At 53.6% G+C, this 25027-nt stretch carries 25 protein-coding genes and 1 other annotated feature; of the genes, 17 read left to right on the forward strand and 8 right to left on the reverse strand.

The genetic code is table 11. The annotated features are described in order from the left end of the window. Positions 1 to 60: 60 nt before the first annotated feature. The 5 genes from JET16_RS08810 to JET16_RS08830 form a co-directional block, all read right to left on the reverse strand. Positions 61 to 1032: a type I phosphomannose isomerase catalytic subunit gene (locus JET16_RS08810; protein ID WP_199615464.1), complete on the reverse strand. Its 972-nt coding sequence runs from the start codon at positions 1030 to 1032 to the stop codon at positions 61 to 63. A 32-nt stretch (positions 1033 to 1064) separates the two neighbouring features. Beyond that, positions 1065 to 1592 (reverse strand): class I SAM-dependent methyltransferase, encoded by a 528-nt coding sequence (locus JET16_RS08815; protein ID WP_325176651.1) that lies wholly within the window; start codon positions 1590 to 1592, stop codon positions 1065 to 1067. 58 nt (positions 1593 to 1650) lie between these two features. Further along, positions 1651 to 2613, reverse strand: coding sequence for a TIGR01212 family radical SAM protein (locus tag JET16_RS08820; protein ID WP_199615465.1), 963 nt, complete (start codon positions 2611 to 2613; stop codon positions 1651 to 1653). A gap of 86 nt (positions 2614 to 2699) precedes the next feature. Continuing rightward, positions 2700 to 3458 carry an ABC transporter permease gene (locus JET16_RS08825; protein WP_199615466.1) on the reverse strand — a complete coding sequence of 253 codons (759 nt, stop codon included), beginning with the start codon at positions 3456 to 3458 and terminating at the stop codon, positions 2700 to 2702. A 2-nt stretch (positions 3459 to 3460) separates the two neighbouring features. After that, positions 3461 to 4444, reverse strand: coding sequence for an ATP-binding cassette domain-containing protein (locus tag JET16_RS08830; RefSeq protein ID WP_233531300.1), 984 nt, complete (start codon positions 4442 to 4444; stop codon positions 3461 to 3463). A 185-nt stretch (positions 4445 to 4629) separates the two neighbouring features. On the opposite strand from JET16_RS08830, the gene JET16_RS08835 reads away from it, so the two are divergent. Together JET16_RS08835 and trmB are read left to right on the forward strand one after the other, a co-directional pair. Further along, positions 4630 to 4800 (forward strand): hypothetical protein, encoded by a 171-nt coding sequence (locus JET16_RS08835; RefSeq protein WP_199615467.1) that lies wholly within the window; start codon positions 4630 to 4632, stop codon positions 4798 to 4800. 142 nt (positions 4801 to 4942) lie between these two features. Continuing rightward, complete coding sequence (gene trmB / locus JET16_RS08840; protein ID WP_325176652.1) at positions 4943 to 5932, forward strand: tRNA (guanosine(46)-N7)-methyltransferase TrmB; 990 nt, start codon at positions 4943 to 4945, stop codon at positions 5930 to 5932. Here trmB and JET16_RS08845 read toward each other — a convergent pair. The 3 genes from JET16_RS08845 to JET16_RS08855 form a co-directional block, all read right to left on the reverse strand. Next, positions 5929 to 6588, reverse strand: coding sequence for a DUF559 domain-containing protein (locus JET16_RS08845; protein ID WP_199615468.1), 660 nt, complete (start codon positions 6586 to 6588; stop codon positions 5929 to 5931). The two genes, trmB and JET16_RS08845, sit on opposite strands and share 4 nt — an antisense overlap. A gap of 397 nt (positions 6589 to 6985) precedes the next feature. Beyond that, positions 6986 to 8104, reverse strand: a complete 1119-nt coding sequence (locus JET16_RS08850) for an MGDG synthase family glycosyltransferase (protein ID WP_199615469.1) — start codon at positions 8102 to 8104, stop codon at positions 6986 to 6988. Between the two features lie 419 nt (positions 8105 to 8523). Next, complete coding sequence (locus JET16_RS08855; RefSeq protein WP_199615470.1) at positions 8524 to 9051, reverse strand: phosphatase PAP2 family protein; 528 nt, start codon at positions 9049 to 9051, stop codon at positions 8524 to 8526. Between the two features lie 270 nt (positions 9052 to 9321). On the opposite strand from JET16_RS08855, the gene JET16_RS08860 reads away from it, so the two are divergent. From JET16_RS08860 to JET16_RS08930, 15 genes are all read left to right on the forward strand, one after another. Next, on the forward strand, positions 9322 to 10491 hold the full coding sequence (locus JET16_RS08860; RefSeq protein ID WP_199615471.1) for a glycosyltransferase family 4 protein: 1170 nt from the start codon (positions 9322 to 9324) through the stop codon (positions 10489 to 10491). 411 nt (positions 10492 to 10902) lie between these two features. Then, positions 10903 to 12135 (forward strand): glycosyltransferase family 2 protein, encoded by a 1233-nt coding sequence (locus tag JET16_RS08865; RefSeq protein WP_199615732.1) that lies wholly within the window; start codon positions 10903 to 10905, stop codon positions 12133 to 12135. Positions 12136 to 12379: 244 nt separating this feature from the next. Then, positions 12380 to 12919 (forward strand): translation initiation factor IF-3, encoded by a 540-nt coding sequence (gene infC / locus JET16_RS08870; protein WP_199615733.1) that lies wholly within the window; start codon positions 12380 to 12382, stop codon positions 12917 to 12919. Positions 12920 to 12968: 49 nt separating this feature from the next. Continuing rightward, a complete protein-coding gene (gene rpmI / locus JET16_RS08875) occupies positions 12969 to 13169 on the forward strand; it encodes a 50S ribosomal protein L35 (protein ID WP_199615472.1) in 201 nt (66 codons plus the stop codon). Between the two features lie 45 nt (positions 13170 to 13214). Next, positions 13215 to 13574: a 50S ribosomal protein L20 gene (gene rplT, locus JET16_RS08880; RefSeq protein ID WP_199615473.1), complete on the forward strand. Its 360-nt coding sequence runs from the start codon at positions 13215 to 13217 to the stop codon at positions 13572 to 13574. Positions 13575 to 14191: 617 nt separating this feature from the next. Next, positions 14192 to 14341, forward strand: a complete 150-nt coding sequence (locus JET16_RS08885; RefSeq protein ID WP_199615474.1) for a hypothetical protein — start codon at positions 14192 to 14194, stop codon at positions 14339 to 14341. A gap of 51 nt (positions 14342 to 14392) precedes the next feature. Beyond that, positions 14393 to 16141, forward strand: a complete 1749-nt coding sequence (ilvB, locus tag JET16_RS08890; protein ID WP_325176653.1) for a biosynthetic-type acetolactate synthase large subunit — start codon at positions 14393 to 14395, stop codon at positions 16139 to 16141. Beyond that, complete coding sequence (ilvN, locus tag JET16_RS08895; RefSeq protein WP_199615476.1) at positions 16138 to 16620, forward strand: acetolactate synthase small subunit; 483 nt, start codon at positions 16138 to 16140, stop codon at positions 16618 to 16620. Before ilvB ends, ilvN begins: the two co-directional genes overlap by 4 nt. 87 nt (positions 16621 to 16707) lie before the next feature. Next, entirely contained in the window at positions 16708 to 17700 is a 993-nt protein-coding gene (ilvC, locus tag JET16_RS08900; protein WP_199615477.1) for a ketol-acid reductoisomerase, read from the forward strand. 164 nt (positions 17701 to 17864) lie between these two features. Continuing rightward, positions 17865 to 18122, forward strand: a binding site (T-box leader). Between the two features lie 57 nt (positions 18123 to 18179). Then, entirely contained in the window at positions 18180 to 19850 is a 1671-nt protein-coding gene (gene leuA / locus JET16_RS08905; RefSeq protein ID WP_199615478.1) for a 2-isopropylmalate synthase, read from the forward strand. A 536-nt stretch (positions 19851 to 20386) separates the two neighbouring features. Continuing rightward, positions 20387 to 20950 carry an alkyl hydroperoxide reductase subunit C gene (gene ahpC / locus JET16_RS08910; RefSeq protein ID WP_199615479.1) on the forward strand — a complete coding sequence of 188 codons (564 nt, stop codon included), beginning with the start codon at positions 20387 to 20389 and terminating at the stop codon, positions 20948 to 20950. Positions 20951 to 20961: 11 nt separating this feature from the next. Next, positions 20962 to 22491 (forward strand): alkyl hydroperoxide reductase subunit F, encoded by a 1530-nt coding sequence (gene ahpF / locus JET16_RS08915; RefSeq protein WP_199615480.1) that lies wholly within the window; start codon positions 20962 to 20964, stop codon positions 22489 to 22491. 166 nt (positions 22492 to 22657) lie between these two features. Next, a complete protein-coding gene (gene leuB, locus JET16_RS08920; RefSeq protein ID WP_199615481.1) occupies positions 22658 to 23737 on the forward strand; it encodes a 3-isopropylmalate dehydrogenase in 1080 nt (359 codons plus the stop codon). A 149-nt stretch (positions 23738 to 23886) separates the two neighbouring features. Further along, positions 23887 to 24435, forward strand: a complete 549-nt coding sequence (locus JET16_RS08925) for a peroxiredoxin (protein WP_199615482.1) — start codon at positions 23887 to 23889, stop codon at positions 24433 to 24435. Positions 24436 to 24563: 128 nt separating this feature from the next. After that, a complete protein-coding gene (locus JET16_RS08930; protein WP_199615734.1) occupies positions 24564 to 25025 on the forward strand; it encodes a redoxin domain-containing protein in 462 nt (153 codons plus the stop codon). The last annotated feature ends 2 nt before the right edge of the window (positions 25026 to 25027 follow it).

A 25027-nucleotide genomic window follows, 5' to 3' on the forward strand; every position in this document is an offset into this window, starting at 1 on the left:
CGGCGAAACGCCGGAGCGTTTCACCGCTTTGCCAAACTGTCGGGATGAGCTTTTCGGATCTTACGGAACGTAACTCCGAAGCACCGTCACGGCGCCGGTTAACGCATAGCCGCCGAGATTCGCGGGGAGCAGATAGCAATCTCCGGGATTCAACGCGGCTTCGCCCCCGGCCCAATGAATGGCGCCGGCGCCTTCGCAAGCAATAATAATCTGGAAGCTGCCGGGGTCCGTGGACAAATTCCATTCGCTGCCGGAGCGGCCTTTCTCCACCTTGAAGTAAGGGGAGGAGGCCAGCGTAAGCCAACTGTTGTCGCCGGACAGCACGGTCGTCCCTCGCGACGCCCCGGAGCCGTCGTAGGCGATCACATTGAGCGAGTCTTCGATATGAAGCTCCCGCGGTTTGCCGTCCAGACCCGGTCGGTTGTAGTCGTACAGGCGGTAGGTGGTGTCCGAGTTTTGCTGGATTTCCGCCACCAACACGCCCGCTCCGAGCGCATGCACGGTGCCTGCCGGAATATAGAACGTGTCGCCCGGCTGTACCGAAACTTCCTGCAGGCAGTCCATAATGCGATTTTCGGCGATGGCGGCGGCGAGCGCGTTCCGGTCGGCGCCTTCGCGAAGACCGTAGATGATTTTGGCGCCGGGCTTGGCATCAAGCACGTACCACATCTCGGTTTTGCCGAGCTCGCCCGGACCGAGCCGCTCGTAATCGTCGTTCGGATGCACCTGCACCGACAGGTCGTCGCTGCAATCGAGCAGCTTGACCAGCAGCGGGAAGCGGCCGGTTTTCGGGGAGATGCCCCTCGAGCCGAACCATTCGACGCCGAATGTTTCGCGCAGCTCGTTCAATCTTTTGCCTGCCAGCTCGCCGTTAACGACCTCCGTCGTGCCGTTCGGATGCTCCCCGATCATCCATGCTTCGCCGATGTTTCCTTCAGGCAGCGTAAGGCCGAATCGTTCCAACTCGCGCGCTCCCCAGACGCGCTCTTTAAATTCGGGGCGAAATTTCAGCGGATAAGGTTGTACGGACATCTTCTCTCTTCCTCCCATGACGATGAAACTTATTATCCGCGCTTTTCGACCGCCGCGACATAAGGCGGTGCGTTGCGCTGATTTGTAAACCGGTACTGCAAAGCTTGGTACTTGGATTGCGGCAGCGCGGCCATCCAAGCATCGACGGCGGCGGCTTCCGTCTCTCCGCCTGCATGTCCGGGATAAACGACCGCCGTAACGATGCCGCCGGCGCGCAGCGCCTCGACAGCCGCTTCCAACGCGCGAATCGTTGTGCCCGCGGTTGTAATCGTCGCGTGATCGCCGCCGGGCAAATAGCCGAGGTTGAACATGACGGCTGCGACCCGGCGTTGGGTTTCGCCCGGCAGCAGCTCCGCCAAGCGGCTGTGGTCGGCCTGCCAAAGCGTGAATGTGCCGGCCGCCACGCCTTCTTCGCATAACCGCGCCCGAGCCGACGTTACCGCCTCCGCCTGTATGTCGGTGCCGTACACATGCCCTCCGGGACCGACAAGCCGGCATAAGAAGAGCGTGTCGTGACCGTTGCCGACCGTGGCGTCGACGGCGATGTCTCCGGGGCGCACCCGTTCTTTCACCAGCGAGTGAGCAAACGATAGTATCGATAGAAAGCCTATTGCAGCCTCACCTTCCCCGCCGATACTTGCCCTGCCACGTGTCCCTGCGCACGAGCTCCGCGTCGATCGCGTTCAGCACTTCCCACTTGCGCAAGCTCCACATCGGCCCGATCAGCAGCTCCCGCGGCGCATCGCCCGTGACGCGGTGGACGATCATTTCCGGCGGCAGCCGTTCCAGCGTGTCGACGACCAATCCGACATACTCGTCGCGCTCCAAAAACCGGACCAGTCCGGCTTCGTACTGCTTCACCATCGGGGTTTTGCGCATCAGGTGCAGCAGATGGATCTTGATGCCCTGCACGTCCATCTCCGCGACGGCTTGCCCGGTCTCGAGCATCATCTCATGCGTCTCCAGCGGCAAGCCGTAGATGATGTGCGCGCATACCCGGATGCCGTGGGCGCGCAGCTTCTCCACCGCGCGGTAATACGTGTCCGTGTCGTGCGCGCGGTTCACCAGCTCGGAGGTTCGCTCGTGGACCGTCTGCAGCCCCATCTCCACCCATAGATACGTGCGCCGGTTCAACTCCGCCAAATATTCCACGACATCGTCCGGAAGGCAATCGGGCCTCGTGGCGATCGACAGTCCGACGACTCCCGGCTGCTCCAGTATCGCTTCGTAGTATTCCTTCAGCGTTTCCACCGGAGCGTACGTGTTTGTATACGCCTGGAAATAACCGATGTACCGGGCGTTGGGCCACTTCTGATGCTGCCGGTCGCGAACGGAGTTGAACTGGGTGACGAGATCGTCCCGCCGGCTGCCGGCGAAATCGCCGGATCCGCGCGCGCTGCAAAACGTGCAGCCGCCGGTCGCGATCGCAGCGTCGCGGTTCGGGCACGTAAACCCGGCGTCCAGCATCACCTTAAACACCTTCGTTCCGAATTGCTCGCGCATCTCGTAGTTCCATGTATGAAACCGCTTGTCGCCCCACTGCAGTGGTTTGGCGGCGGGCGTTTCGGTAAATTGCGTCATTTTTGACAGTGCTCCTTGTTGAATTGAAAAAATCCTTCTTCCCCATTGTACCCAATTTCCGGGGAGAAGGATAGGAGACGGAAGGGTTATTCCCGCTCGTACATAGGAATGGCGATGCCGGTTAACACCGCGGCGATCCCGAACAACACCACGCAGTCGACCCACACGGAAAAATGTCCCGCCGACACCAGCACCTCCCGCATCAGATCGACTCCGTACGTCAACGGGTTGATAAAAATTAACGGCTTCAGCCACAACGGCACCGTATCGACCGGGTAAATCGCGCCGCTCAAGAAAAACATCGGCATGAGCAGGAAGTTGGCGATGGCGCCGAAGCCTTCGAAGCTCGTCATGCGTCCTGCAATGGCGAGACCGAGCGCGGCGATGACTAACGAGAGGAGGAACATGCATGCGATGAGCACCGGAATCGTCCACCAAGCGACCGGCACGCCGACAACGGGCAGAAACACCAGAGTGATGACGCCCTGCAGCGTTGCCGTGGTCGCCGCGCTTAGCGATTTGCCGATGACGATCGCGACACGGGGAATCGGGGCGACGAGAATTTCTTTCAAGTAGCCGAATTCTCTATCCCAGACGACGGACACGGCGGACTGCATCGCGCTGAAGATGATCGTCATCGATACGATCCCTGCAAAAATAAAGTGAAGGTAATCGACTCCTTGCACGTTCGAAACGATCGGGCGCAGGCCCCCGCCCATAATGACAAGCCAGAGCAGGGGGCGAATGAGTGCGCCGAGCAGCTGCGTACGAACGCGGAAGTATTTCTTGATGTCCCGCAGCCAAATGCCGTATACCGCAGTGCCGAACACGCTAGTCTGCAGCATCGTTACGTCCTCCTTCCCCGTATTTTCATGACATTCCTCATTTGCTCTTTCGCATCGGCCTCTTCTTCGCGGATTTGCCTGCCGGTCAGCTTGAGGAATACGTCGTCGAGAGACGGTTTTTGCACGCTGAGCGAGTCAATGGGCAGTCCGAGAGCGAACAACGTCGGCAGAAAGCTCTCGGCATGCCCGACTTCGAATACGATTTTTCGCTGCTCGCGTTTGAGCGACACGATGGAACGGTCTTGCACATAGTTCGCAACGATCCGATCCGCCTCGGACGATTCCACCGTTATGCGGGTGACGGACGATTGGAGCTTGAGAAATTCGGGGGAGCCTTCGGCGATGATCTTTCCCTTGTCCATGATGCCGATATTGTGGCAAGCTTCCGCCTCTTCGAGGTAATGCGTCGTCATAAGGATGGTGAGACCCGTTCGCCGCTGCAATGCGTGAATGTATTCCCAAATCGATTTGCGCGTCTGTGGGTCGAGGCCGATCGTCGGTTCGTCGAGGATGAGCAGGCGCGGCTCGTGCAGCAAACCGCGGGCGATTTCCAATCTCCGCTTCATCCCTCCGGAATATGTGCGAACGTCTCTTTCCGCATGAGCCGACAAATCGACGATCGTAAGCAGCTCTTCGATCCGCTTTTGGCGTTCGGCCTTCGGAACGTGGTAAAACATGCAGTGCAGCTCGAGATTTTCCCGGCCAGTCAGTCGGTCGTCGAGGCTCGGATCTTGGAAGATGATGCCGATCCGCCGGCGTACTTGATTGCCTTCGCGCACGGTGTCCGATCCTTCGATCGCCGCCGTTCCCGATGTGGGGCGCAGAAATGTGCAAAGCATCTTGATCGTCGTCGACTTGCCGGCGCCGTTGGGACCGAGCAATCCGTATACTTCGCCGGTACGTATGCGGATGTTTGCTTTGTCAACCGCGGCGGTTGCGCCGAAGCGCTTCGTTAAATCACGCGTTTCGACCATGAAATCGGCCAAGCCCAACACCTCCCGATTTATATATAATAGCGGTTTCGCACTTGACAAACCTAACATGGCGTGTTAAATTAAAAGTGTGTCGCGACAACATTTTTCTCTCTATTCCTGCCTCTAGTTTTACAGTTTGTGCGGGGAGGGCACAATAGGATTACCTCCCAAAAATACGCATGGACGAGGTGACGATCATGAATCAAGGAATCGCCGTACCGCACGGTGAAGAGAAGATCACTGTCGAATTGACGGTCAAAGAAGCGATCGCTCTGACGGGAATCCGTTTCAATGAGCAGCCCGATCTGTTGACGGAAGCTCGCAAGAAGGTCAAGAAGACGATCGAATCGAAAGTTTTGGAGCATTAATCGCGAAACGGTTCCTCAGGAACTTTCCTCTGTATGGGGAGAGTTCCTTTCTTTTTTGTTTTTTTCCGCCGCTTGCTTGCTTTAACTTATCCGATTGGGCACAATATACATTGTTTGCCGGTTTTGGCGCCGCAGTCGCCCGATGATCGCGGTCGCTCTTATTATATTGCAAAATGACGGCGGAAAGAATGACGGAAAGGGATTGGCCATGAGATTAAGAAGAAGATCCGGAACGAAAGAACTCCTTCATTCATTGGAAGACAGAGTGATTCTGCAGCCCAAACAGCTTCGGGGGCGGTGGAGAGAAGTATTCGGCAACGACCGTCCGATTCACGCGGAATTGGGCATGGGCAAAGGGCGGTTCATCAGCCGGATGAGCTTGCTGTATCCGGATATTAATTTTATCGGTATCGATATGTACGACGAGCTCATCCGCAAAGCAAGCGAGAAGGCGGAGGAGGCGCGCAAGGAGTATGCGGCGGCGGGCAACGCGGTAACGAACAATTTGCGGCTCGTGCTCGGCAATATAGAAGGCATTGAGGAAATGTTCGCGCCGGGGGAGCTCGAGCGCATTTATTTGAATTTCAGCGATCCGTGGCCGAAGACGCGCCATGCGAACCGGAGATTGACGCATCCGGGGTTCCTGGCCAAATACCGGAATGTCTTGAATGAGGACGGCGAAATTCACTTGAAGACGGATTCGCGCTCGCTGTTTGAGTTTTCGTTGAACTCGTTCTCCGAGATGGAGATGATGCTCCGCAACATCTCGCTCGATTTGCACGGGTCGGGCGTCGCGCCGAATATGGTCATGACCGAATACGAGATGAAATTTCACAATCAAGGCGTGAACATTCATCGCTGCGAGGCGATTGTTGGCGAGCGTGCGATCGATCGGCGGAAGGCGGAGCTTCGGGAGCTGCGCGAGCGCCGGGAGAAGCGCGCTGCGGAAGCGGCCGGGGGGCCGGCGTCGGTGGCGGTGCCTGAGTCGAAGCTCGTACCCACATCGGCCTCCGTCTCCGGCGACACCGAATTCGCCGCCGAGTTGGCGCCCGGATCGAAGCAGGCGAGTAGGGATGCCGGCCGGCGCCGGGCGAAAAGCGTCATCCGCGTCGACGGCGCACCCCGGAATTAACGGTTCACCCATTTGTACCCGACGATCCGTTTATCTTTTTTCACGGGTAATACGTAACCTTCTTTACTCAGCCGTTGCAGCCAATACACCGCTGTCCGGCGGGTGATGTTGAATTCTGCGGCGAGGTCCGCCGGTTTGATAAGCCGGGTGGTTTTGTCTGCAAGCTGCTTGACTGCGTGCTTCCGGTAGGACCAAATATCGTTCACATCAAGCGGAACAGAGCTTGTCGCTGAAGTGTAGCATCGCCCGACTGCTTGCATCAGTTGTCTTCGGCATAACATCGGCTTCTTTTGGACCATGTTTGCCGTAAAGCGCAGTAGGAGATATCCCCCGGATAGAAGAAGGTCGTTTTGCCGCTCTTGATGATCGTCAAACTCTTCCGTCGAGATGTGAGTAACGTGCCATGTGAGACCGTCGATTTCGATGATGATCTTGATCACCCCTTTTCTGTAGATGAAGTCGACAAATCGGTTGCCGTCTTTGTAATCTTTAAAGGGGAATTGCGGCTCAAGTCCTTCAAAATCATAATTGAATTCCGGACCGAACACCTCCTCCAGAAACGCAATTTCAATGTGGTTTATTTTAAATCGCTTCTTTCCGATACTGCGAGCATCCGCCTCCACTTTCTCGATAAACCTGGCGACAGCTAAGTGCATTATTCGACTCCTCCTCTTCAAAATAGAAAAAGCACACGTATGCGGACATAATTGTCCGAATATGTGTGCTTCACGAGATATATTTTACTAAGCTTTGGTAAGTTTGTCCAACGCTTTTATCACTATGGCAACGGAATGTACATAAATGGTCGTCGTTGTGAATGTTATGGGACGATATATTAGTCCGCCTGTGCAAGTATGGCAATAGTATGTTCATAATGTGTCGTCTAAACAACCGCTTATGAACAGTGAATTGCCATAACATAGCGGGATCGTCGGAATTCGTTACAATTATTGCAATCGGACGCTCTTTTACACACAACCTTTTTCCTTAATAATGTTATTTCGTCGTGGGAAACTCAGGAGACGATATAAAAAAGACGCTCCCACAGGAGCGTCAATCCACTATCTGCAATATCGCCTTCGAGCAATCTTCCGGATTGTACCGCCGCAGCATGCGCGACAGCGTTTCGCGGCGCTGCACGACATCGCCGTACTGCGTGACGAGGCGGTTGAACCAGTAGTCGACCGTGTCATGCGATTTCAACTGCTCGCCGAAGCCGTTAGCAGTGAAGTATTGAGCATTTTCTTCCTCTTGTCCCGGGATCGGTTTGTGAAACAGCATCGGCAAACCTTTCGCCAGCGCTTCCGTGCAGGTCATGCCGCCGGGTTTCGTAATCAGCAGGTCGGATATTTCCATTAATTTGTCCACTTCCCGCGTGAAGCCGAGAAGCCGGATATTCTCATGCTGGAAAGCGCGGTCTTGCGCCATACGGTTTAACGCTTTCTGGTTATTGCCGAGAACGAAAATAAACTGGATCCGGTCGCGCCACTGTACCATGTATCGCATCAAGTCTTCCTGATTTACGAGTCCCCAGCCGCCGCCCATCACGAGCACGGTAGGCATCGCTTTCAGCTTGAACGATGCCCTGATCTCTTCCTTATCGTGCTTATGCCAGAAATTCGGGTGAACCGGAATGCCGGTCACCCAAATTTTGTTGCTCGGGATGCCCCTCGATATCAGTTTCATCTTTACTTCCGGCGTCGATACCAAGTATCTGTTCGTCTCCGACGATATCCACGTCCCGTGTGCATCGTAGTCGGTGATTACCGTGCATAGCGGCACTTCCAATCCGGCGCGTTTCAAACGGGACACGACGGTATTGGGGAACGGATGGGTACAAACGACGGCGTCCGGTTTCAACTGCCGGATGATTTGCGCCGTGTGCGCGTAAAATATACGATGCAGAGCGAGCTGCGAGAACCGGCCGATTTTCTTCTTGTATTGGGAGCGGTACACCATGCCGTACAACCTCGGCTGCGATGTGACCGTCTTCTTGTATGCGTTAAAAATGAGCGGGAAAATGGTGGGATGAAGAAAAGTGCCCAATTCCATAACCCGTGTTTGCACCGTAGGCGACAACCGCCTCAAGCTGACCGCCAGCGCGTGAGCAGCTTGGGTATGTCCGGCACCGAATCCTTCGGAAAGAATGAGTATTCGTTTCTTTCGACGCAAGGCAGTTCACCTGACCCTCACCTATACTATTAGTGCTCTATCGGTACAAGTATATGATTAAACTATAGCGATATTATAAAAAAAACTGCGCATGAAGTAAAATCATGGAAGTCTAATCATACAGTTTTTTTGCGACACTGACGATTGTCTAAAGAAAAACTTTTCTTGAAGTAAAATCATGGGAGCGATGTCAAAAAGTTTTTCTTGCGACCCGGAGAAGGTCTAAAAAAAAAACTGTGCATGAAGTAAAATCATGGAAGTCTAATCATACAGTTTTTTTGCGACACTGACGATTGTCTAAAGAAAAACTTTTCTTGAAGTAAAATCATGGGAGCGATGTCAAAAAGTTTTTCTTGCGACCCGGAGAAGGTCTAAAAAAACTGTGCATGAAGTAAAATCATGGAAGCCATACACGACTATCATCCAAAAAACGCAACAGTGCCGAACGCCGTCAAACATCCGACCAAACAACCAGCAGCCACGTCCGAAGGGTAGTGAAGCCCAAGATACATACGGGACATGCCGACGATCATAGCGATCGGTATCAGGATGAATCCAAGCAGCGGGAAAGCGACCACGAACGGCGCTACAACCGAGAAAATCGCCGTCGTATGACCGGACGGAAAGGAGTGGTCCTTCAGCGGTTTCTCGCAAGTGATGGTCTCCGGCAAAACCAGATACGGACGCAGGCGCGGATACATCTTCTTCATCACGGCTACCGGTATATGGCTGGCCGCAAGCGCAATGAATGCTTGCAGTCCGATTCTGGACCAGGGCTGCGGGGCAAACAACCAAGTGCTCAGGGTCGCCGCAATCGTAGCGGTCGCCCCGCCCAAATGGGTGATTCGGCTCAGAATCATTCCGATCAAAGCGTGCTTAAATTTATGATTAACGAAAAAGAACATACGCTGGTCGCTTGTTTTTAACCAGGCCATCACACGGCTCATACTTAGGAGCTCCTCCTCATCATGTCTGTACTAATTGTATACGATAATGCCTTAAACAGAAAGGTATAACATCATCCATTGTAAATTGCTTTTGTTAATTGGATATAAATTTTTTTCATAAAATTTTATGTAGGAATTAATTGTGTTCTTACGTTCCGATAACAAATCTCGCTACAATATATAGTAGTGAGAAAATCTTCATCTCAGTACAGTCTAAGAAGCCAGTCCGCGAGTAGAGGAAAGCGATTCGGTTGAGAAAGGGGATGCTTCATGAGAGTAGCTTTGTTTACCGACACTTTTTTACCGGATGTGAACGGCGTTGCCAAGACGCTGGGGCGTTGGGCAAACTACTTGGAATCGCAAGGCATTGAGTGCAAAGTGTTCGCGCCGACCGGAGAGCAACAACCGGGCGCCGGAAGCAATGTGGTCGAACGTTTCTTCAGCATTCCGTTCTTTCTATACCCCGAGTGCAAAATCGCCATCCCCAACCCGATCAACATTAAGAAAACGCTGCGGGAATTCAAACCGACCATCATCCATGTAGCGACGCCGTTCAACTTAGGGCTGTACGGCAGCCACTACGCGCGAAAACACGGCGTGCCGTTGGTCGCTTCATACCATACGCATTTCGACCAGTATTTGGCGTACTATAAGCTCCATTGGATGGAGCCGATGCTCTGGAAATATATGACGTGGTTTCATGCGGATTGCAGCAAGGTGTACGTGCCGTCGCCTTCCGCATTGGAGCACTTGAAGGGCCGGGGCATCCCCAACTTGGAAGTGTGGGGCCGAGGCATACACTCCGAGCGGTTTCATCCGGATGTAGACCGCGACGAGGTGTTGCGACGGCACGGCGTCGACCCGCGGAAATTCGTCGTTTTGTTCGTGGGGCGCCTCGCGCCGGAGAAAAGCGTCGACGTTCTGATCGAAGCGTTCCGTCGCCTTCCGGAGCATGTGCGCCGGAACATGGAGTTGATCATTGCGGGCGACGGTCCGCTATATAAAGATCTCGCCGCGAAATACGCCGGCGACGGAGGCAAATCCAACGTCCGGCTGCTCGGCTTCGTTCACGGCAAACGGCTGAGCGAGCTGTACGCCGCCTCGGACGTATTCCTGTTTCCGTCGGCAACGGAAACGTTCGGCAACGTCGTGCTCGAATCGCTCGCGAGCGGCACCCCGGTTATCGGCGCAGACGCCGGCGGAGTGAAAGACAATGTACGGCACGGCGGCACTGGGTTGTTGTGCCCGCCTGGCGATGCCGGGGCATTCTCCCGCGCGCTCCTGGAATTGTATAGGAACGCGGGTCTTCGAGCCCGGCTCGGCTCAGCCGGCAGAGAATACGCAATGTCCCAGTCATGGGACCGCGTCTTCAGCCGCCTGCTCGACTCTTACCGCAGCGTCCCGCACGCGGAACAAACACAAGCGGCGCTAATTATTTAAACGGTTCCGGCCGGACTAAAGTTTCATAATTATCGACAAATGAAGCGGCAAAATTTGCCGCTTTTTTCTTATTCGCCTCGCACCTTCTCCTCATCCTTGACCGCTGTTCATGCGACTTTTGTAACATTTCTGTAACATTTCGTCATACATTTGACATAAAAAGCGAGAAAAACGATACAATAAGTACATATCCAGAGAAAAAGGGAGAGCCGGAGCAGCCTGGCTTCGAGGCTCCCCTTTTTTAAGCCTATGCTTGTCTACAGCTATGCATACGATTTTTGACTTGATTCGGAATGTAAAGCAAAATCAGTTAATACCCGGAGAAGGAATGCGCGAATCGGACAAATGCACAAACATTTCCGGTCTCCATTCCGTTAGTAAAGAGAGAATAAAGATATGAGGGGGAGAATGATGCTGAACGGAATCGTTTTAACCGTGCAGATCGGATTGTTTTTGATAGGGCTGTACCAGCTGGTGTTATCTTTTTTCGGTTTGAAATTGAAGAAGGACAAGGTGCGCCATGCGCCGAAGAAAACTTTTGCGGTGCTTGTCGCGGCCCATAACGAAGAGAAGGTCGTCGGCGCGCTGATCGACAATTTGAAGGCCATGGATTACCCGAAAGAAATGTACGATATCTTTGTCATTTGCGACAATTGCACCGATGGAACGGCGGATATCGCTCGAGCTCACGGCGTCTATGCGATGGAACGTTTCAATGCCGTGCTCCGGGGCAAAGGCTACGCCATCGAGTGGATGCTTCGCGAACTTTGGGCGATGCCGAAAAAATACGACGCCGTCGCCATGTTTGACGCCGATAATTTGGTCGATCCGAACTACCTGCGGGAGATGAACGACGATCTTTGCAACGGCTCCCGCGTCGTACAAGCGTATTTGGATACGAAAAATCCCGTCGATTCCTGGATTACGTCCGCATACGGCATCACGTATTGGTTCTGCAACCGGCTTTGGCAAATGCCGCGCCGCAACTTGAAGATGGCCAACTTCCTCGGCGGCACGGGGATGTGCTTCGAGTCCAAGCTGCTTAAGGAGATGGGATGGGGAGCGACGTCGCTCGTCGAAGACCTGGAATTTACGATGCGTTGCGTACAGCGCGGCGTATATCCGACATTCAACTATGACGCTAAAGTCTACGACGAAAAGCCGCTAACGTTCAACGCTTCGGCGCGGCAACGGCTGCGCTGGATGCAGGGGCATTTCGACGTCGCGCGCAGATATTTCTTCCCGCTGCTTTGGTCCGGATTGAAGGAGAGAAACTTTACGAAAATCGACACGGCCCTTTATTCTGTTACGGTATACAACGTCTTGATCGCGTTCGTATTTACGGTGATTTTGATGATCGACCAAGCTCGTCCGGGGGACCCGAGTCTCATCTCGATTTACAATTTCGTTCCGGCCTCGGCCGGCGTGCTATTCATGCTGCTGATCTATATGCAGTTCCCGTTGGCGCTCGCGCTGGAAGGGGTCAAATCGTGGAAGCCGTACATCGCGCTGCTGCTGTTCCCATTGTTCTTGCTGTCCTGGTACCCGATTACGTTCCATGCGTTCTTTACCCAAAACAACAAGAGGTGGAGCCATACGCAGCATACACGGGTACTGCGGTTGGACGACGTGCAGAAGTTTTAGGCCGCAACTGTTTCGGATAGATTCGGGCGGGTTGTATTGACAACCTTGCGTTTGCGTGATATATTTTTGGATGAGTTTTGTTTTTCTTATTTATTTGGCACAAAGCAGAAGCGCCCGCTTCTCACCTGTCCGATTGTTTAATCGGCCGGTATCGCCGCTACACGAGATTGCGACCCGATTACGTAAGTGCGTTATTCGGCAGAACGCGGGCACTGATTGCAGTGCTCGCTTTTTATTTTTGTCAATGGTACGTTATTTTAGTTGGAGGTGGCAAGCGATTAGCAGGGAACATCAAATTAACGAAGAAATTCGTGCGCGGGAAGTGCGCGTCGTCGGTCCGGACGGCGAGCAAATCGGAATCAAGCAATTCCGTGAAGCGCTCCAAATGGCGGTCGATATGAATCTGGATCTGGTGAACATCGCCCCTACGGCGAAGCCTCCGGTCTGCCGCATTATGGATTACGGGAAATTCCGTTACGAGCAGCAGAAGAAGGACAAAGAAAACCGGAAAAACCAGAAGATCGTCGACCTTAAGGAAGTGCGCTTCAGCGCGACGATCGACGAGCACGATTACCAGACCAAGCTACGAAATGTGGTTAAGTTTCTGAAGGACGAAGACAAAGTGAAATGCACGATCCGTTTCCGCGGCCGTGAAATCACACATGCCGACGTCGGACAGAAGGTGCTTGAGCGCGTGGCGAAAGAAGTCGAAGAAATCTCCGTGCAAGAGCGCCGTCCAAAGCTCGAAGGCCGAAGCATGATTATGATTTTGGCCCCGAAATAACAATAACTTTTACGAAGCATCTTGACTATATTTAGGAGGAACATTTGTCATGCCGAAAATGAAAACGCACAGCTCCCTGAAAGACCGTTTCAAAGTGACGGGCACAGGCAAAGTAAAGCGTTACAAAGCATATAAGAACCACTTGCTTTCGGGCAAGAGCGCGCGCCAAAAGCGCGGTTTGTCCACGCAGCCGCTTATGCATGAAGGCGACTATGCGCGCCTTAAGCAGCAATTGAAGAACATCAAGTAAGATTCGACACAAGCATTTCCAGAGATTATATAGGAGGGTTTTACCATGGCAAGAGTTAAGGGCGGGTTCGTTACTCGCCGTCGTCATAAAAAGTTTTTAAAGCTCGCGAAAGGTTACTTCGGCGCGAAGCACCGCCTGTTTAAGAAGGCTCATGAGCAAGTGATGAAATCCTTGCTTTACGCATACCGCGACCGCCGCCAGACGAAGCGCAACTTCCGCAAGCTGTGGATCGTGCGGATCAACGCTGCCGCACGCATGAACGGTTTGTCTTACAGCCGTATGATGCACGGTTTGAAATTGGCCGGCGTTCAAGTGAACCGCAAGATGCTCGCCGACCTCGCGGTCAACGACATCAACGCGTTCAACACGCTTGCGGGCAAAGCGAAAGAGAAAATCAACGCGTAAGGAACGGCTTGCGCGAACGAGCCGCCGCCGCCTTACGGACGGCGGTTTTTGCTTTCCGGACAAAATAACTTCAATTTTTGAAGTTATTCGGCTCGAGGCTGCCTGGTTCAGCGCAATAGTTTCACTTTTTGAAGTTATTTTGCCCGTTTTGTTGGAAAATGGCCCGTTTTTGGATGAATAATTTCATTTTTTGAAGTTATTTCAAGCGAACCTGGGTGATTATGCGGAATAACTTCATTTTTTGAAACTATTCAAAGTGTTTTGCTTCAATAGTGTGGCTGTTGTGAGGGTTTGCGGAACATTTTTCCTTGTTCAAGATTTCTGAAAAAGCCCTTGACGCATATTTTGCTCGAACATATAATAAGCTGTAAGAAAATTGTACACACTGTTGTTGTATACCTTGATCGGCTATGAAGAGGACGAAGCGATACGGGCTCTTATGAACAGAGAGCGATAGGAACGGCTGAAACCTGCGCCATAACTCCCGTATAGGCGAGCTCACCTCGGAGCTGTTCTCCTGAAACGCAAGGCGGCGCTTTAAGGCTGTAAAGCTTAACATCGGTAACGCAAGTTGCCGGCCGGCCAGCCTGTATGCCTGCTTATTAGGGAGAATCGGAATGGCACACGTTACCGTGCTGCAGATACGATTGTGCGCTTGCGCGCCAACGTTACCTGCCGAGGCTGTCATCGCAAGATGGCGGCGAATTTTGGGTGGTACCGCGAAAGAACAACCCCTTTCGTCCCATATGCTCACCGTTACGGTGTAGTGGGATGAGAGGGGTTTTTTTAATTTATATCCACGAATGGAGGGTCATCTTGTGAGCGTACAACAACTCAGTGCCGCGAAACTGGATAGTGAAGAGCTGCGCAGCCGTCTGTTGAAACCCGACCGCATATCCGGGTCGGAAATTTTGCTTCGTTCCTTGTTGCTGGAAGGTGTCGAGTGCGTCTTCGGATACCCGGGCGGCGCGGTGTTATTCATTTACGACGCGATGCACGGCAATCCCGATTTCAAGCATTTACTCACGCGGCACGAGCAGGGGGCCATCCATGCGGCGGACGGATACGCCCGTTCGACCGGCAAAGTAGGCGTCTGTATCGCAACTTCGGGTCCCGGAGCGACGAACCTCGTGACGGGCATCGCAACCGCATATATGGACTCGGTGCCGCTGGTCGTTATTACCGGCAACGTCGCCACTACGGCGATCGGTACGGACGCCTTTCAGGAAGCGGACATTACCGGCATCACGATGCCGATTACGAAGCATAGCTATTTGGTGAGAGACGTGCGGGATTTGGCCCGCACCATTCGCGAAGCGTTCCACATTGCGTCCACGGGCCGCAAGGGGCCGGTGCTGGTCGACATTCCGAAGGATGTTTCGGCGCACTTGACGGAGTTCCACTACCCTAAAGAGGTGAGCATTCGCGGCTACAATCCTACCGTGATGCCGAACAAGGGGCAGGTCAATAAGCTTCTGCAGGCGATCGAGGAAGCGGAGCGGCCGGTCATATTGGCCGGGGGCGGGGTCGTGTACTCCGGGGCGCAAGAAGAGCTGCTCGAATTCGTAAACAAGACGCAAATTCCGGTAACGACAACGCTGCTCGGACTCGGCGGTTTCCCGAGCGGACACGAGCTCTGGATGGGCATGCCGGGCATGCACGGCACATGGACGGCGAACACGGCGCTGCAAAGCTGCGATCTGTTGATCAGCATCGGCGCGCGTTTCGACGACAGGGTGACGATGAAGGTGTCCGAATTCGCGCCGCACGCCAAGATCGCGCACATCGACGTCGACCCGGCGGAAATCGGCAAGAACGTCCCGACGGCGATCCCGTGCGTGGGCGACATCAAGGCGGTGTTGGAAATCGCCAATCAGAAGGCGAAGCCGGCGAAGTCCAAGGATTGGATCACGCAAATCCAGAAATGGAAGCAAGAGCAGCCGCTGCGGTACAAAGATTCGGATACCGAGTTGAAACCGCAATGGGTTATTGAATTGATTAACGAAACAACGCGGGGCGACGCATTTGTAACGACCGACGTCGGCCAGCATCAGATGTGGGCCGCGCAGTACTACAGGTTCAACAAGCCGCGCAGATGGATTTCTTCCGGCGGCTTGGGAACGATGGGCTTCGGTTTCCCGTCGGCGATCGGCGTTCAAGTCGCCCACCCGAACGAGCTCGTCGTTTCGATCAACGGAGACGGCGGCATGCAGATGTGCTCGCAAGAGTTGGCGGTATGCGCCATTCATAATATTCCCGTAAAAATCGTCGTCATTAACAATCAGGTGCTCGGCATGGTTCGCCAATGGCAGGAAATTATTCACGGCGAACGGTTCAGCCACATCGACCTGGCGGGAAGCCCGGACTTTGTCAAGCTTGCGGAAGCGTACGGGGTCAAGGGGCTGCGCGCAACCAACAAAGAAGAGTCGCGCCGCGCATGGGCGGAAGCGATGGCGCATCCGGGTCCGGTCCTCGTCGAATTCGTAGTTCGCCGGGATGAGAATGTATTCCCGATGGTTCAAGCGGGCACGGCCATCCACGAAATGTTAATGGGGGATGACGAATGAGTACACGGCATACGATCTCCGTTCTTGTCAACGACCAGCCCGGCGTCCTGCAGCGGGTATCGGGCTTGTTCGGCCGGCGCGGATTCAATATCGAAAGCATTACGGTGGGGGTCTCGGAAGAACCGGGACTCTCCCGGATGATTATCGTGACGACGGGCGACGACTCGACGGTGGAGCAAATTCAAAAGCAGCTGTACAAGCTCATCGACGTCATTAAAGTGGTCGACCTGAGCGCCAATCCGATGGTGTCCCGTGAAGTCGCTTTGATTAAAGTTCATGCGGAACCGACCGCGCGTCCGGAAATTTTAGGCGTCGTCGATACGTTCCGGGCGAGCGTGGTGGACATTTCGCCCAGCACGCTGATCGTACAGGCTATTGGGGACACGGCGAAAATCGACGCGATCGTCGAGCTGATGAAGCCGTACGGAATTGTCCAGCTGTCGCGCACAGGCGTGACAGCGATGGCGCGGGGTGTGTAGCGCAAGAACGTCGTTGTTGTGAATTCGACCCCATTTTCGGGTCTTTCAAAAATAAAGCAGTTATATATCCAAGGAGGAATCATACACATGGCGGTAACAATGTTTTACGAAAATGATGCGGATTTAGGCGTATTGAAAGGAAAAACGGTTGCGGTTATCGGATACGGCAGCCAAGGCCACGCGCAAGCGCAAAACCTTCGCGACAGCGGAGTGAACGTCGTGATCGGTCTTCGCAAGGGCAAATCGTGGCAAAAGGCGGAAAACGACGGCTTCAAAGTTTTGGAAGTAGCCGAGGCGACGCGCCAAGCGGACGTCATCCAAATATTGATGCCGGACGAGACGCAAGCGAAAGTGTACAACGAGGAAATCGCACCGAACATAAAGAGCGGCGCAGCGCTTCTGTTCTCTCACGGCTTCAACATTCATTTCGGCCAGATCGTGCCCAAGAGCGACATTGACGTGCTTCTCGTCGCTCCGAAGTCGCCGGGTCACCTTGTCCGCCGCGTGTATGTGGAAGGCTTCGGCGTTCCGGGCTTGATCGCGATTCATCAAGACGCTACCGGCAAAGCTCACGACATCGGCCTCGCTTACGCGAAAGGCATCGGCTGCACCCGCGCGGGCGTCATCGAAACATCCTTCAAAGAAGAGACGGAAACCGACCTCTTCGGCGAGCAGGCGGTACTTTGCGGCGGCGTGTCGTATTTGATCAAAGCCGGTTTCGAAACGTTGGTGGAAGCCGGATACGCGCCGGAAATGGCATATTTCGAGTGCTTGCACGAGCTTAAGCTGATCGTCGACCTCATCTACGAAGGCGGCCTCGCAACGATGCGCGACTCCATCTCGAACACGGCTGAGTACGGCGATTATGTAACGGGTCCCCGCATCGTAACGGAAGAAACGAAGAAAGAGATGAAGCGCGTTCTCGACGACATCCAATCCGGGCGTTTCGCGCGCGACTTCATACTTGAGAACCAGTCGAACAAAGCGTTCATGACTGCGACGCGCCGCCGCGAATCGGAGCACCAAATCGAGCAAGTCGGACGCCAGCTTCGCGAGATGATGGCTTGGATCAAGAAGTGATTGGACGCTTGCAACGCTGCATCCTATGAAGTAAAATAAGAAAAACTTTTATCGAAGTACATTCAAAGAAGAGGGTACGTCCTTAAGCTGAAGTTTTTCTTGCAACTATAGAATTGCTGTTCACTTCGTGACAACTTATACATTCTATAGTTATCAAAAAAAAATGAAATACGTTGAAGAGGACCAGTAAGAGGTTTCTTGCGCTCAGAGAGCTGCTGGACGGTGTGAAGCAGCTGCGGGAATCGTCCGAACTCGCCTCGGAGTTGCCCGCTGAACGCGTTCGAAGTAGGCGGAGCCGGAGCCTGACCGTTATGTACAGGAGGATGCAGGATAGTTTCGTCCTGATCCGCTGAGCGCATATCCCCCTGCGGATATGAAGTCGGAGTGGTACCGCGTAAGATGATAAGTCTTTCGTCTCCTTGTTATAGGAGGCGGAAGACTTTTTTAATGATCCGGAATGTGAAAGGAAGGGAAACCCAATGAAAAACGCAGAGAAATATGCCAGAGGATACTTTATGCCTCCCAAACAGCACTTGAAGTGGGCGCAGAAAGAGTATATTACCGAAGCGCCGATTTGGTGCAGCGTCGACCTCCGGGACGGCAATCAAGCCCTTATCGTGCCGATGAATCTGGAAGAGAAGCTGGAGTACTTCCGGATGCTTGTCGACATCGGGTTTAAGGAAATCGAGGTCGGGTTCCCGGCCGCTTCGGAAACGGAATTTACGTTCCTTCGGACGTTGATCGAACAACATCTCATCCCGGACGACGTCACCATTCAAGTTTTGACCCAATCCAGAGAGCATATTATTCGAAAAACGTTCGAATCGCTCCAAGGCGCCAAGCGAGCGGTCGTTCACCTCTATAACTCCACTTCCTTAGCCCAGCGCGAACAGGTGTTCCGCAAGACGAAGCAGGAGATTATCGATATCGCCGTGGAAGGTGCGAAGCTGTTCCTGGAATGCGCGTCCGAAACCGAAGGGAATTTCCAATTCCAGTATTCTCCGGAAAGCTTTACAGGCACCGAGATCGATTTCGCGCTCGAGATTTGCAACGCGGTGCTCGACGTATGGCGGCCGACGCCGGACAACAAGGTGATCATCAACCTGCCGTCGACGGTGCAGATGTCGATGCCGCATGTGTACGCCAGCCAGATCGAGTTCATGAGCGAGAACTTGCGCTATCGGGACAGCGTCATTTTGTCCCTTCATCCGCATAACGACCGGGGCACGGGCGTGTCGGACGCGGAGCTCGGCATGCTCGCAGGGGGGCAACGGGTAGAGGGCACGTTGTTCGGCAACGGCGAGCGCACCGGGAATGTAGATATCGTCACACTTGCCCTCAACATGTACTCGCACGGGGTTGATCCAAAGCTGAATTTCCACAATCTGCCCGAGATTTTGAAAGTTTACGAACGATTGACTAGAATGCGGGTCGGCGAGCGTCATCCTTACGGAGGAGAGCTGGTATTTACGGCGTTCTCCGGTTCCCATCAGGATGCTATCGCGAAGGGCATGAAGTGGCGGGAGGAGCAAAATCCTCCTCATTGGAGTGTGCCTTACTTGCCGATCGATCCAATGGATATCGGCCGGGAGTACGAAGGAGACATCATTCGCATCAACAGCCAATCCGGCAAGGGAGGCGTCGCGTACGTCCTTCAGCAGAAGTACGGACTCGACCTGCCGGCCCGCATGCGCGAAACGTTCGGTTATCGAGTGAAGGATGCGTCCGACAAAATGCAGAAGGAGCTGCTGCCGGAAGATATTTTCACGATCTTCAAGGAAGCGTTTGTTAATGTGAATGAACCGATCTCCTTCCTCAGATACCATTTCGAAAAGAGCGACGACTATCGGACAATGGTGACGGTTCGGATCGACGGCGAGGTCAAGGAACTCGCGGGGAACGGCAACGGAAGATTGGATGCCATCAGCAACGCGCTTCAAACGAATTTGGGCGTTTCGTTTACGAATTTAATATATAACGAGCATGCCTTGGAAATCGGCTCCGGTTCCCAAGCCATCTCCTATATCGGGATTACCGACGCGAACGGTAAGGAGCACTGGGGCTCCGGAGTGGACGCGGATATTATGACCTCTTCCGTCAAAGCTCTTTTCAGCGCCGTCAACAATATGACCGCAGCCTCAAGGCATTAAACTATGCAGTCGGGATGAGTCTGAAGCGTCCGGCAACGGCGCGTTGGATCGCGGACAAACGCCGCTCCGGCGCCGACCGACGCGACAACGTTTCGTTATGAAAGGGGGTATCCCCTTTCGAACTCCTTGCTTGCGCTATACCCATGGTTCAGATAAGCCCGCAATATCCCCGCTGTTCGGAAATAGCGGGGATTGCGTCCGAAACGCAGTGAAGATTCCACTGCATTAATATATAATAGGGATAAATATTCAATGTATGAGCCAATGGGATAATGTGCGCAAGAGGTTAAGAAACATGAGGCCGGGGAGAGGCGAGGACTGAAAATCGGACGTTCTGAAGCCGGGGGAGAGTGTGCGCACAAGTCGAGCAAGTAGATGCTGCGGTTCACAGTTTATACTGAAGCGCTAACTTTTTTCCGGATATATGAATCTGCTTCTTGACAAAATAAACTCATTATATAATAATTATAATTATTTTAGAGTAATTCTAATTTAACCCCATTAATATTTTAACCACACTAAGGAGGAAAATTTGTATGTCTTTGATTGGAAAAGAAGTGCTGCCGTTTAAAACTCAAGCGTACCACAACGGGAAGTTTGTCGAGGTTACCGAAGTCGACTTCAAAGGGAAGTGGAGCGTAGTTTGCTTCTATCCGGCGGACTTTACGTTCGTGTGTCCGACGGAACTCGAAGATCTGCAAAACCAATACGAGGCCCTGAAGGGACTTGGCGTTGAAGTGTATTCCGTTTCTACGGACACCCATTTTACACATAAAGCATGGCACGACACCTCCGAAACGATCGGGAAAATTACCTACGTAATGATCGGCGATCCTTCGCACACGATCTCCCGCAATTTCGAAGTGCTGAACGAAGAGTCGGGTCTTGCAGACCGCGGTACTTTTATCATCGATCCCGACGGCGTCATCCAAGCCGTTGAAATTAACGCCGGCGGCATCGGCCGCGATGCAAGCATTCTTGTCAACAAGATCAAGGCGGCACAGTATGTCCGCAACAATCCGGGTGAAGTTTGCCCGGCGAAATGGCAGGAAGGCGCCGCAACGCTGAAGCCGAGCCTTGATCTCGTAGGAAAGATTTAAGGGAGCGACAGATGGTGCTCGACGCAGATATTAAGGCGCAACTAGAGCAGTATCTTCAACTCTTGGAAGGCGATGTGGTGCTCAAAGTAAGCGCGGGCACTGACGCCGTATCCAACGACATGCTGGCGCTGGCGGATGAAATCGCCGGCATGTCGTCCAGGATCTCCGTCGAGAGAACGCAATTGCCGAGAACGCCGAGCTTTAGCGTGAATCGCGTGGGCGAAGATACCGGCGTAACTTTCGCCGGTGTTCCGCTCGGACATGAGTTCACCTCATTGGTTTTAGCTTTGCTGCAGGTTAGCGGAAGAGCGCCGAAGGTGGACCAGAGTGTAATCGATCAAATTAAAGGCATAAGCGGCGAATATCATTTCGAATCGTTTATCAGCCTTACCTGCCACAACTGTCCCGACGTCGTGCAGGCGCTGAACTTGATGAGCATCCTCAATCCGGGCATTACACATACGATGATTGACGGTGCGGCGTTCAAAGATGAGGCGGAAAGCAGAGAAGTGATGGCCGTTCCTACGGTTTTCCTGAACAGAGAATTTTTCGGCAGCGGCCGGATGACGATTGAAGAGATTCTTGCGAAGATCGGCAGCGGACCGGATGTTTCGGAGCTTACGAATAAAGATCCGTACGATGTGCTTATCGTCGGGGGCGGCCCCGCAGGCGCAAGCGCGGCTATCTATGCAGCGCGCAAAGGAATTCGCACAGGCATTGTCGCCGAACGCTTCGGCGGACAAGTGATGGATACGCTGGGCATTGAGAACTTCATCAGCGTGAAATATACCGAAGGTCCGAAGCTGGTGGCAAGTCTTGAAGAGCATGTGAAGCAGTACGGCGTCGATGTGATGAAATTACAGCGCGCCAAGCGTCTGGAGAAGAAGGATCTGATTGAAGTCGAACTGGAAAGCGGTGCTGTTCTTAAGAGCAAAACCGTCATTATTTCAACGGGTGCACGCTGGCGCAATGTGGGCGTGCCCGGCGAAATCGAGTTCAAGAACAAAGGCGTTGCGTACTGCCCTCATTGCGACGGCCCTTTATTTACAGGAAAAGACGTTGCGGTGATCGGCGGCGGGAACTCCGGCGTTGAGGCGGCCATCGACCTCGCGGGCATTGTCAAGCATGTCACCGTTCTCGAGTTTATGCCGGAGCTGAAAGCCGACGCCGTACTCCAGAAGCGTCTTTACAGTCTGCCGAATGTAACGGTTCTCAAGAACGTTCAAACGAAGGAAATTACCGGCACCGACAAGGTCGACGGCATCACCTGCGTTGATCGTGAAACAGGTTCGGAGCATCATATCGAATTGCAAGGCGTGTTTGTCCAAATCGGTCTCGTACCCAATACCGATTGGCTAGCCGATACGGTTGAACGAACTCGCTTCGGCGAGATTGTCGTAGACAGCCACGGTGCAACGAGCATACCCGGGGTGTTTGCCGCCGGCGACTGCACCAACAGTCCGTACAAGCAAATCGTCATCTCGATGGGGTCAGGCGCTACTGCGGCGTTAGGAGCATTCGATTATTTAATCCGAAATTAATAAAAGATGTAGCCGCTGAGCTGTCCGATGGATGGTTCGGCGGCTATTTTTTCTCGGCCACCATAGGCACCGTCTATAGAGTTAATAGGATTCATATTCTTCTCAAATAACGGGATTTGTGTTACAAAGAAGGATAATAAGTAATTTAAGCGAAGGAGACACCAACATGACGAATAAGAAAAAGATCGCGGTAATCGCCGGCGACGGCATCGGACCGGAAGTGGTGGCGGAAGCGATCAAGGTCATACGCAAATCCGAAGAGCTGTTCGGTTATCAGTTCGAGCTCGAGCACGGCCTGTTCGGCGGAATCGCGATCGACGAGCGCGGAACGCCGCTGCCTGACGACACCCTCGCCATGTGCCAAAGCGCGGACGCTGTGCTGCTCGGTGCGGTCGGCGGACCGAAATGGGACAACAATCCGAAGGAACTGCGCCCGGAAACCGGACTTCTCGGCATCCGCAAGGCGCTCGGCCTATTTTCCAACATCCGTCCCGCCGTTGTGTTCGACTGCCTGATCGACGCTTCCACCATTAAGCGGGAAGTACTGCAAGGCACCGACTTGATCGTTGTGCGCGAGCTGACCGGAGGCATCTACTTCGGGGAGAAATTCCGCCGAGAGGGCGCGAACGGACAAGAGGCCGTCGATACGTGCGTGTACAGCGTGATGGAAGTGGAGCGCATCGTGCGCCAAGCGTTCGAAATCGCATTGAAGCGAGGCAAGAAGCTTGCCTCCGTCGACAAGGCGAACGTGCTTGAGACGTCCCGTCTATGGCGCGAAACGGTGAACCGGATCGCCGCCGATTACCCCGGGGTCGAGCTTGAGCACGTTCTCGTCGACAACTGCGCGATGCAGCTGCTTCGCCGCCCGACGAGCTTCGACGTTATCGTTACGGAGAACATGTTCGGCGACATCCTGTCCGACGAAGCCGCGATGCTTACCGGCTCGATCGGCATGCTCTCCTCCGCTTCGCTCGGCGAAGGAAGCCTGGGTCTGTATGAGCCTGTGCATGGCTCCGCACCCGACATCGCCAGCAAAGGCATCGCGAACCCGATTGCGACGATTTTGTCCGTCGCGCTCATGTTCCGCCTCTCCTTCGGATGGGAGGATGCCGCTGCCGCTATCGAGAAAGCGGTGAAGAACGTGCTCGACGCAGGGCATCGCACCGGCGACATTGCCACGGAGAATGAGACTGCGATCGGCACGTCCGCCATGGGCGATCTCATTGTAGCGGCAATGACCAAATAAGAACCGGTTTGATTTTTCGAAGCACATTTCGATCCTGACGGGATCGGGGTGTGCTTTTTTGACTTCACTAATTTCTGGTGATAATATGAAAATCGTGGGAAGTACAAAGGGGAAAATACATAAGCGATGAAGGTATAGGAGGTAAAACCATGGCAGAACGTTTGGTTGGCAAGAAAGCTCCGGAATTTACGATGGAGACGGCACTAGGCAACGGGAAAGACTTCGGCAAAGTTTCTTTGTCCGACTACAAAGGCAAGTGGCTCGTGTTTTTCTTCTATCCTCTTGATTTCACTTTCGTCTGCCCGACGGAAATCATCGCTCTGAGCGAAGCATACGATCAATTCCAGGACTTGGATTGCGAAATACTCGGCTGCAGCACAGACAGCAAGTTCTCTCACCGCGCATGGATCAACACGCCGCGCGACCAGAACGGTCTCGGCCAATTGAACTACCCGATCGCGTCCGACATCAACAAGACGGTGGCCCGCGATTACGGCGTGCTTGACGAGAACGAAGGCATCGCGTTCCGCGGTCTGTTCATCATCGATCCGGAAGGCGAATTGAAGTATCAAGTCGTAACGCACAACGATGTGGGCCGCAGCGTGGAAGAAACGATCCGCGTGCTCCAGGCGCTTCAATCCGGCGGACTTTGTCCGGCGAACTGGAAGCCGGGCCAAAAAACCCTCGTTGCAAAGTAAGAGCCATCGCGAATACGGACCCTCCGTACGGCGGCTTCAAGCCGAGCCGGGCGGAGGGTTTTTTTCACTTGATTTTCGGCATAATATGGTACAAAATTAACTCTTGAACAGGGGTGACGCATATGCCGATGAGGCTTAGAACGGAATTGCCGGAGTTTCAAGGAGTATCCGAATGGGTGAACGGAGAAGCATCCAAGGCGGATCTCGCCGGCAAACCGGTTCTTATTCACTTTTGGGCGATAAGCTGCCATATGTGCAAGGAGGGTTTGCCGCTCATCAATGAATGGCGGAAGAAGTACGAACAGCAGTACAATCTTCAGGTCATCGGCGTACATATGCCGCGTTCGGAAGCGGATACGGACATCGGCGCCGTTAAGGATGCAATCAAGCAATACAACCTCGAGCATCCGGTCATCATTGACAACGAGCATGCCGTAACCGACGCGTTCCAGAACGAATATGTGCCGGCGTACTACTTGTTCGACGGCAATTCCCAGCTGCGGCACTTCCAAGCCGGAGAGAAGGGATTAAGCATGGTCGAGCAGCGATTGCATAAGATCTTGGGAACGAGCGAAGGGACTCAGGCTTAGCG

It is taken from the genome of Paenibacillus alkalitolerans (assembly GCF_016482785.1).
In the GTDB taxonomy this organism is placed as follows: domain Bacteria; phylum Bacillota; class Bacilli; order Paenibacillales; family YIM-B00363; genus Paenibacillus_AE; species Paenibacillus_AE alkalitolerans.

Coding starts and splice junctions, on each gene's coding strand:
- JET16_RS08825 (WP_199615466.1), bottom strand. CDS start 3,458: ATGCTGCAGACTAGCGTGTTCGGCACTGCGGTATACGGCATTTGGCTG.
- JET16_RS08810 (WP_199615464.1), bottom strand. CDS start 1,032: ATGTCCGTACAACCTTATCCGCTGAAATTTCGCCCCGAATTTAAAGAG.
- rplT (WP_199615473.1), top strand. CDS start 13,215: ATGGCAAGAGTTAAGGGCGGGTTCGTTACTCGCCGTCGTCATAAAAAG.
- rpmI (WP_199615472.1), top strand. CDS start 12,969: ATGCCGAAAATGAAAACGCACAGCTCCCTGAAAGACCGTTTCAAAGTG.
- leuA (WP_199615478.1), top strand. CDS start 18,180: ATGAAAAACGCAGAGAAATATGCCAGAGGATACTTTATGCCTCCCAAA.
- ahpC (WP_199615479.1), top strand. CDS start 20,387: ATGTCTTTGATTGGAAAAGAAGTGCTGCCGTTTAAAACTCAAGCGTAC.
- JET16_RS08925 (WP_199615482.1), top strand. CDS start 23,887: ATGGCAGAACGTTTGGTTGGCAAGAAAGCTCCGGAATTTACGATGGAG.
- JET16_RS08860 (WP_199615471.1), top strand. CDS start 9,322: ATGAGAGTAGCTTTGTTTACCGACACTTTTTTACCGGATGTGAACGGC.
- JET16_RS08930 (WP_199615734.1), top strand. CDS start 24,564: ATGAGGCTTAGAACGGAATTGCCGGAGTTTCAAGGAGTATCCGAATGG.
- infC (WP_199615733.1), top strand. CDS start 12,380: ATGGTACGTTATTTTAGTTGGAGGTGGCAAGCGATTAGCAGGGAACAT.
- JET16_RS08855 (WP_199615470.1), bottom strand. CDS start 9,051: ATGAGCCGTGTGATGGCCTGGTTAAAAACAAGCGACCAGCGTATGTTC.
- JET16_RS08845 (WP_199615468.1), bottom strand. CDS start 6,588: ATGCACTTAGCTGTCGCCAGGTTTATCGAGAAAGTGGAGGCGGATGCT.
- trmB (WP_325176652.1), top strand. CDS start 4,943: ATGATCGCGGTCGCTCTTATTATATTGCAAAATGACGGCGGAAAGAAT.
- ilvC (WP_199615477.1), top strand. CDS start 16,708: ATGGCGGTAACAATGTTTTACGAAAATGATGCGGATTTAGGCGTATTG.
- leuB (WP_199615481.1), top strand. CDS start 22,658: ATGACGAATAAGAAAAAGATCGCGGTAATCGCCGGCGACGGCATCGGA.
- JET16_RS08865 (WP_199615732.1), top strand. CDS start 10,903: ATGCTGAACGGAATCGTTTTAACCGTGCAGATCGGATTGTTTTTGATA.
- ilvN (WP_199615476.1), top strand. CDS start 16,138: ATGAGTACACGGCATACGATCTCCGTTCTTGTCAACGACCAGCCCGGC.
- ahpF (WP_199615480.1), top strand. CDS start 20,962: ATGGTGCTCGACGCAGATATTAAGGCGCAACTAGAGCAGTATCTTCAA.
- JET16_RS08885 (WP_199615474.1), top strand. CDS start 14,192: ATGGCACACGTTACCGTGCTGCAGATACGATTGTGCGCTTGCGCGCCA.
- JET16_RS08835 (WP_199615467.1), top strand. CDS start 4,630: ATGAATCAAGGAATCGCCGTACCGCACGGTGAAGAGAAGATCACTGTC.
- JET16_RS08820 (WP_199615465.1), bottom strand. CDS start 2,613: ATGACGCAATTTACCGAAACGCCCGCCGCCAAACCACTGCAGTGGGGC.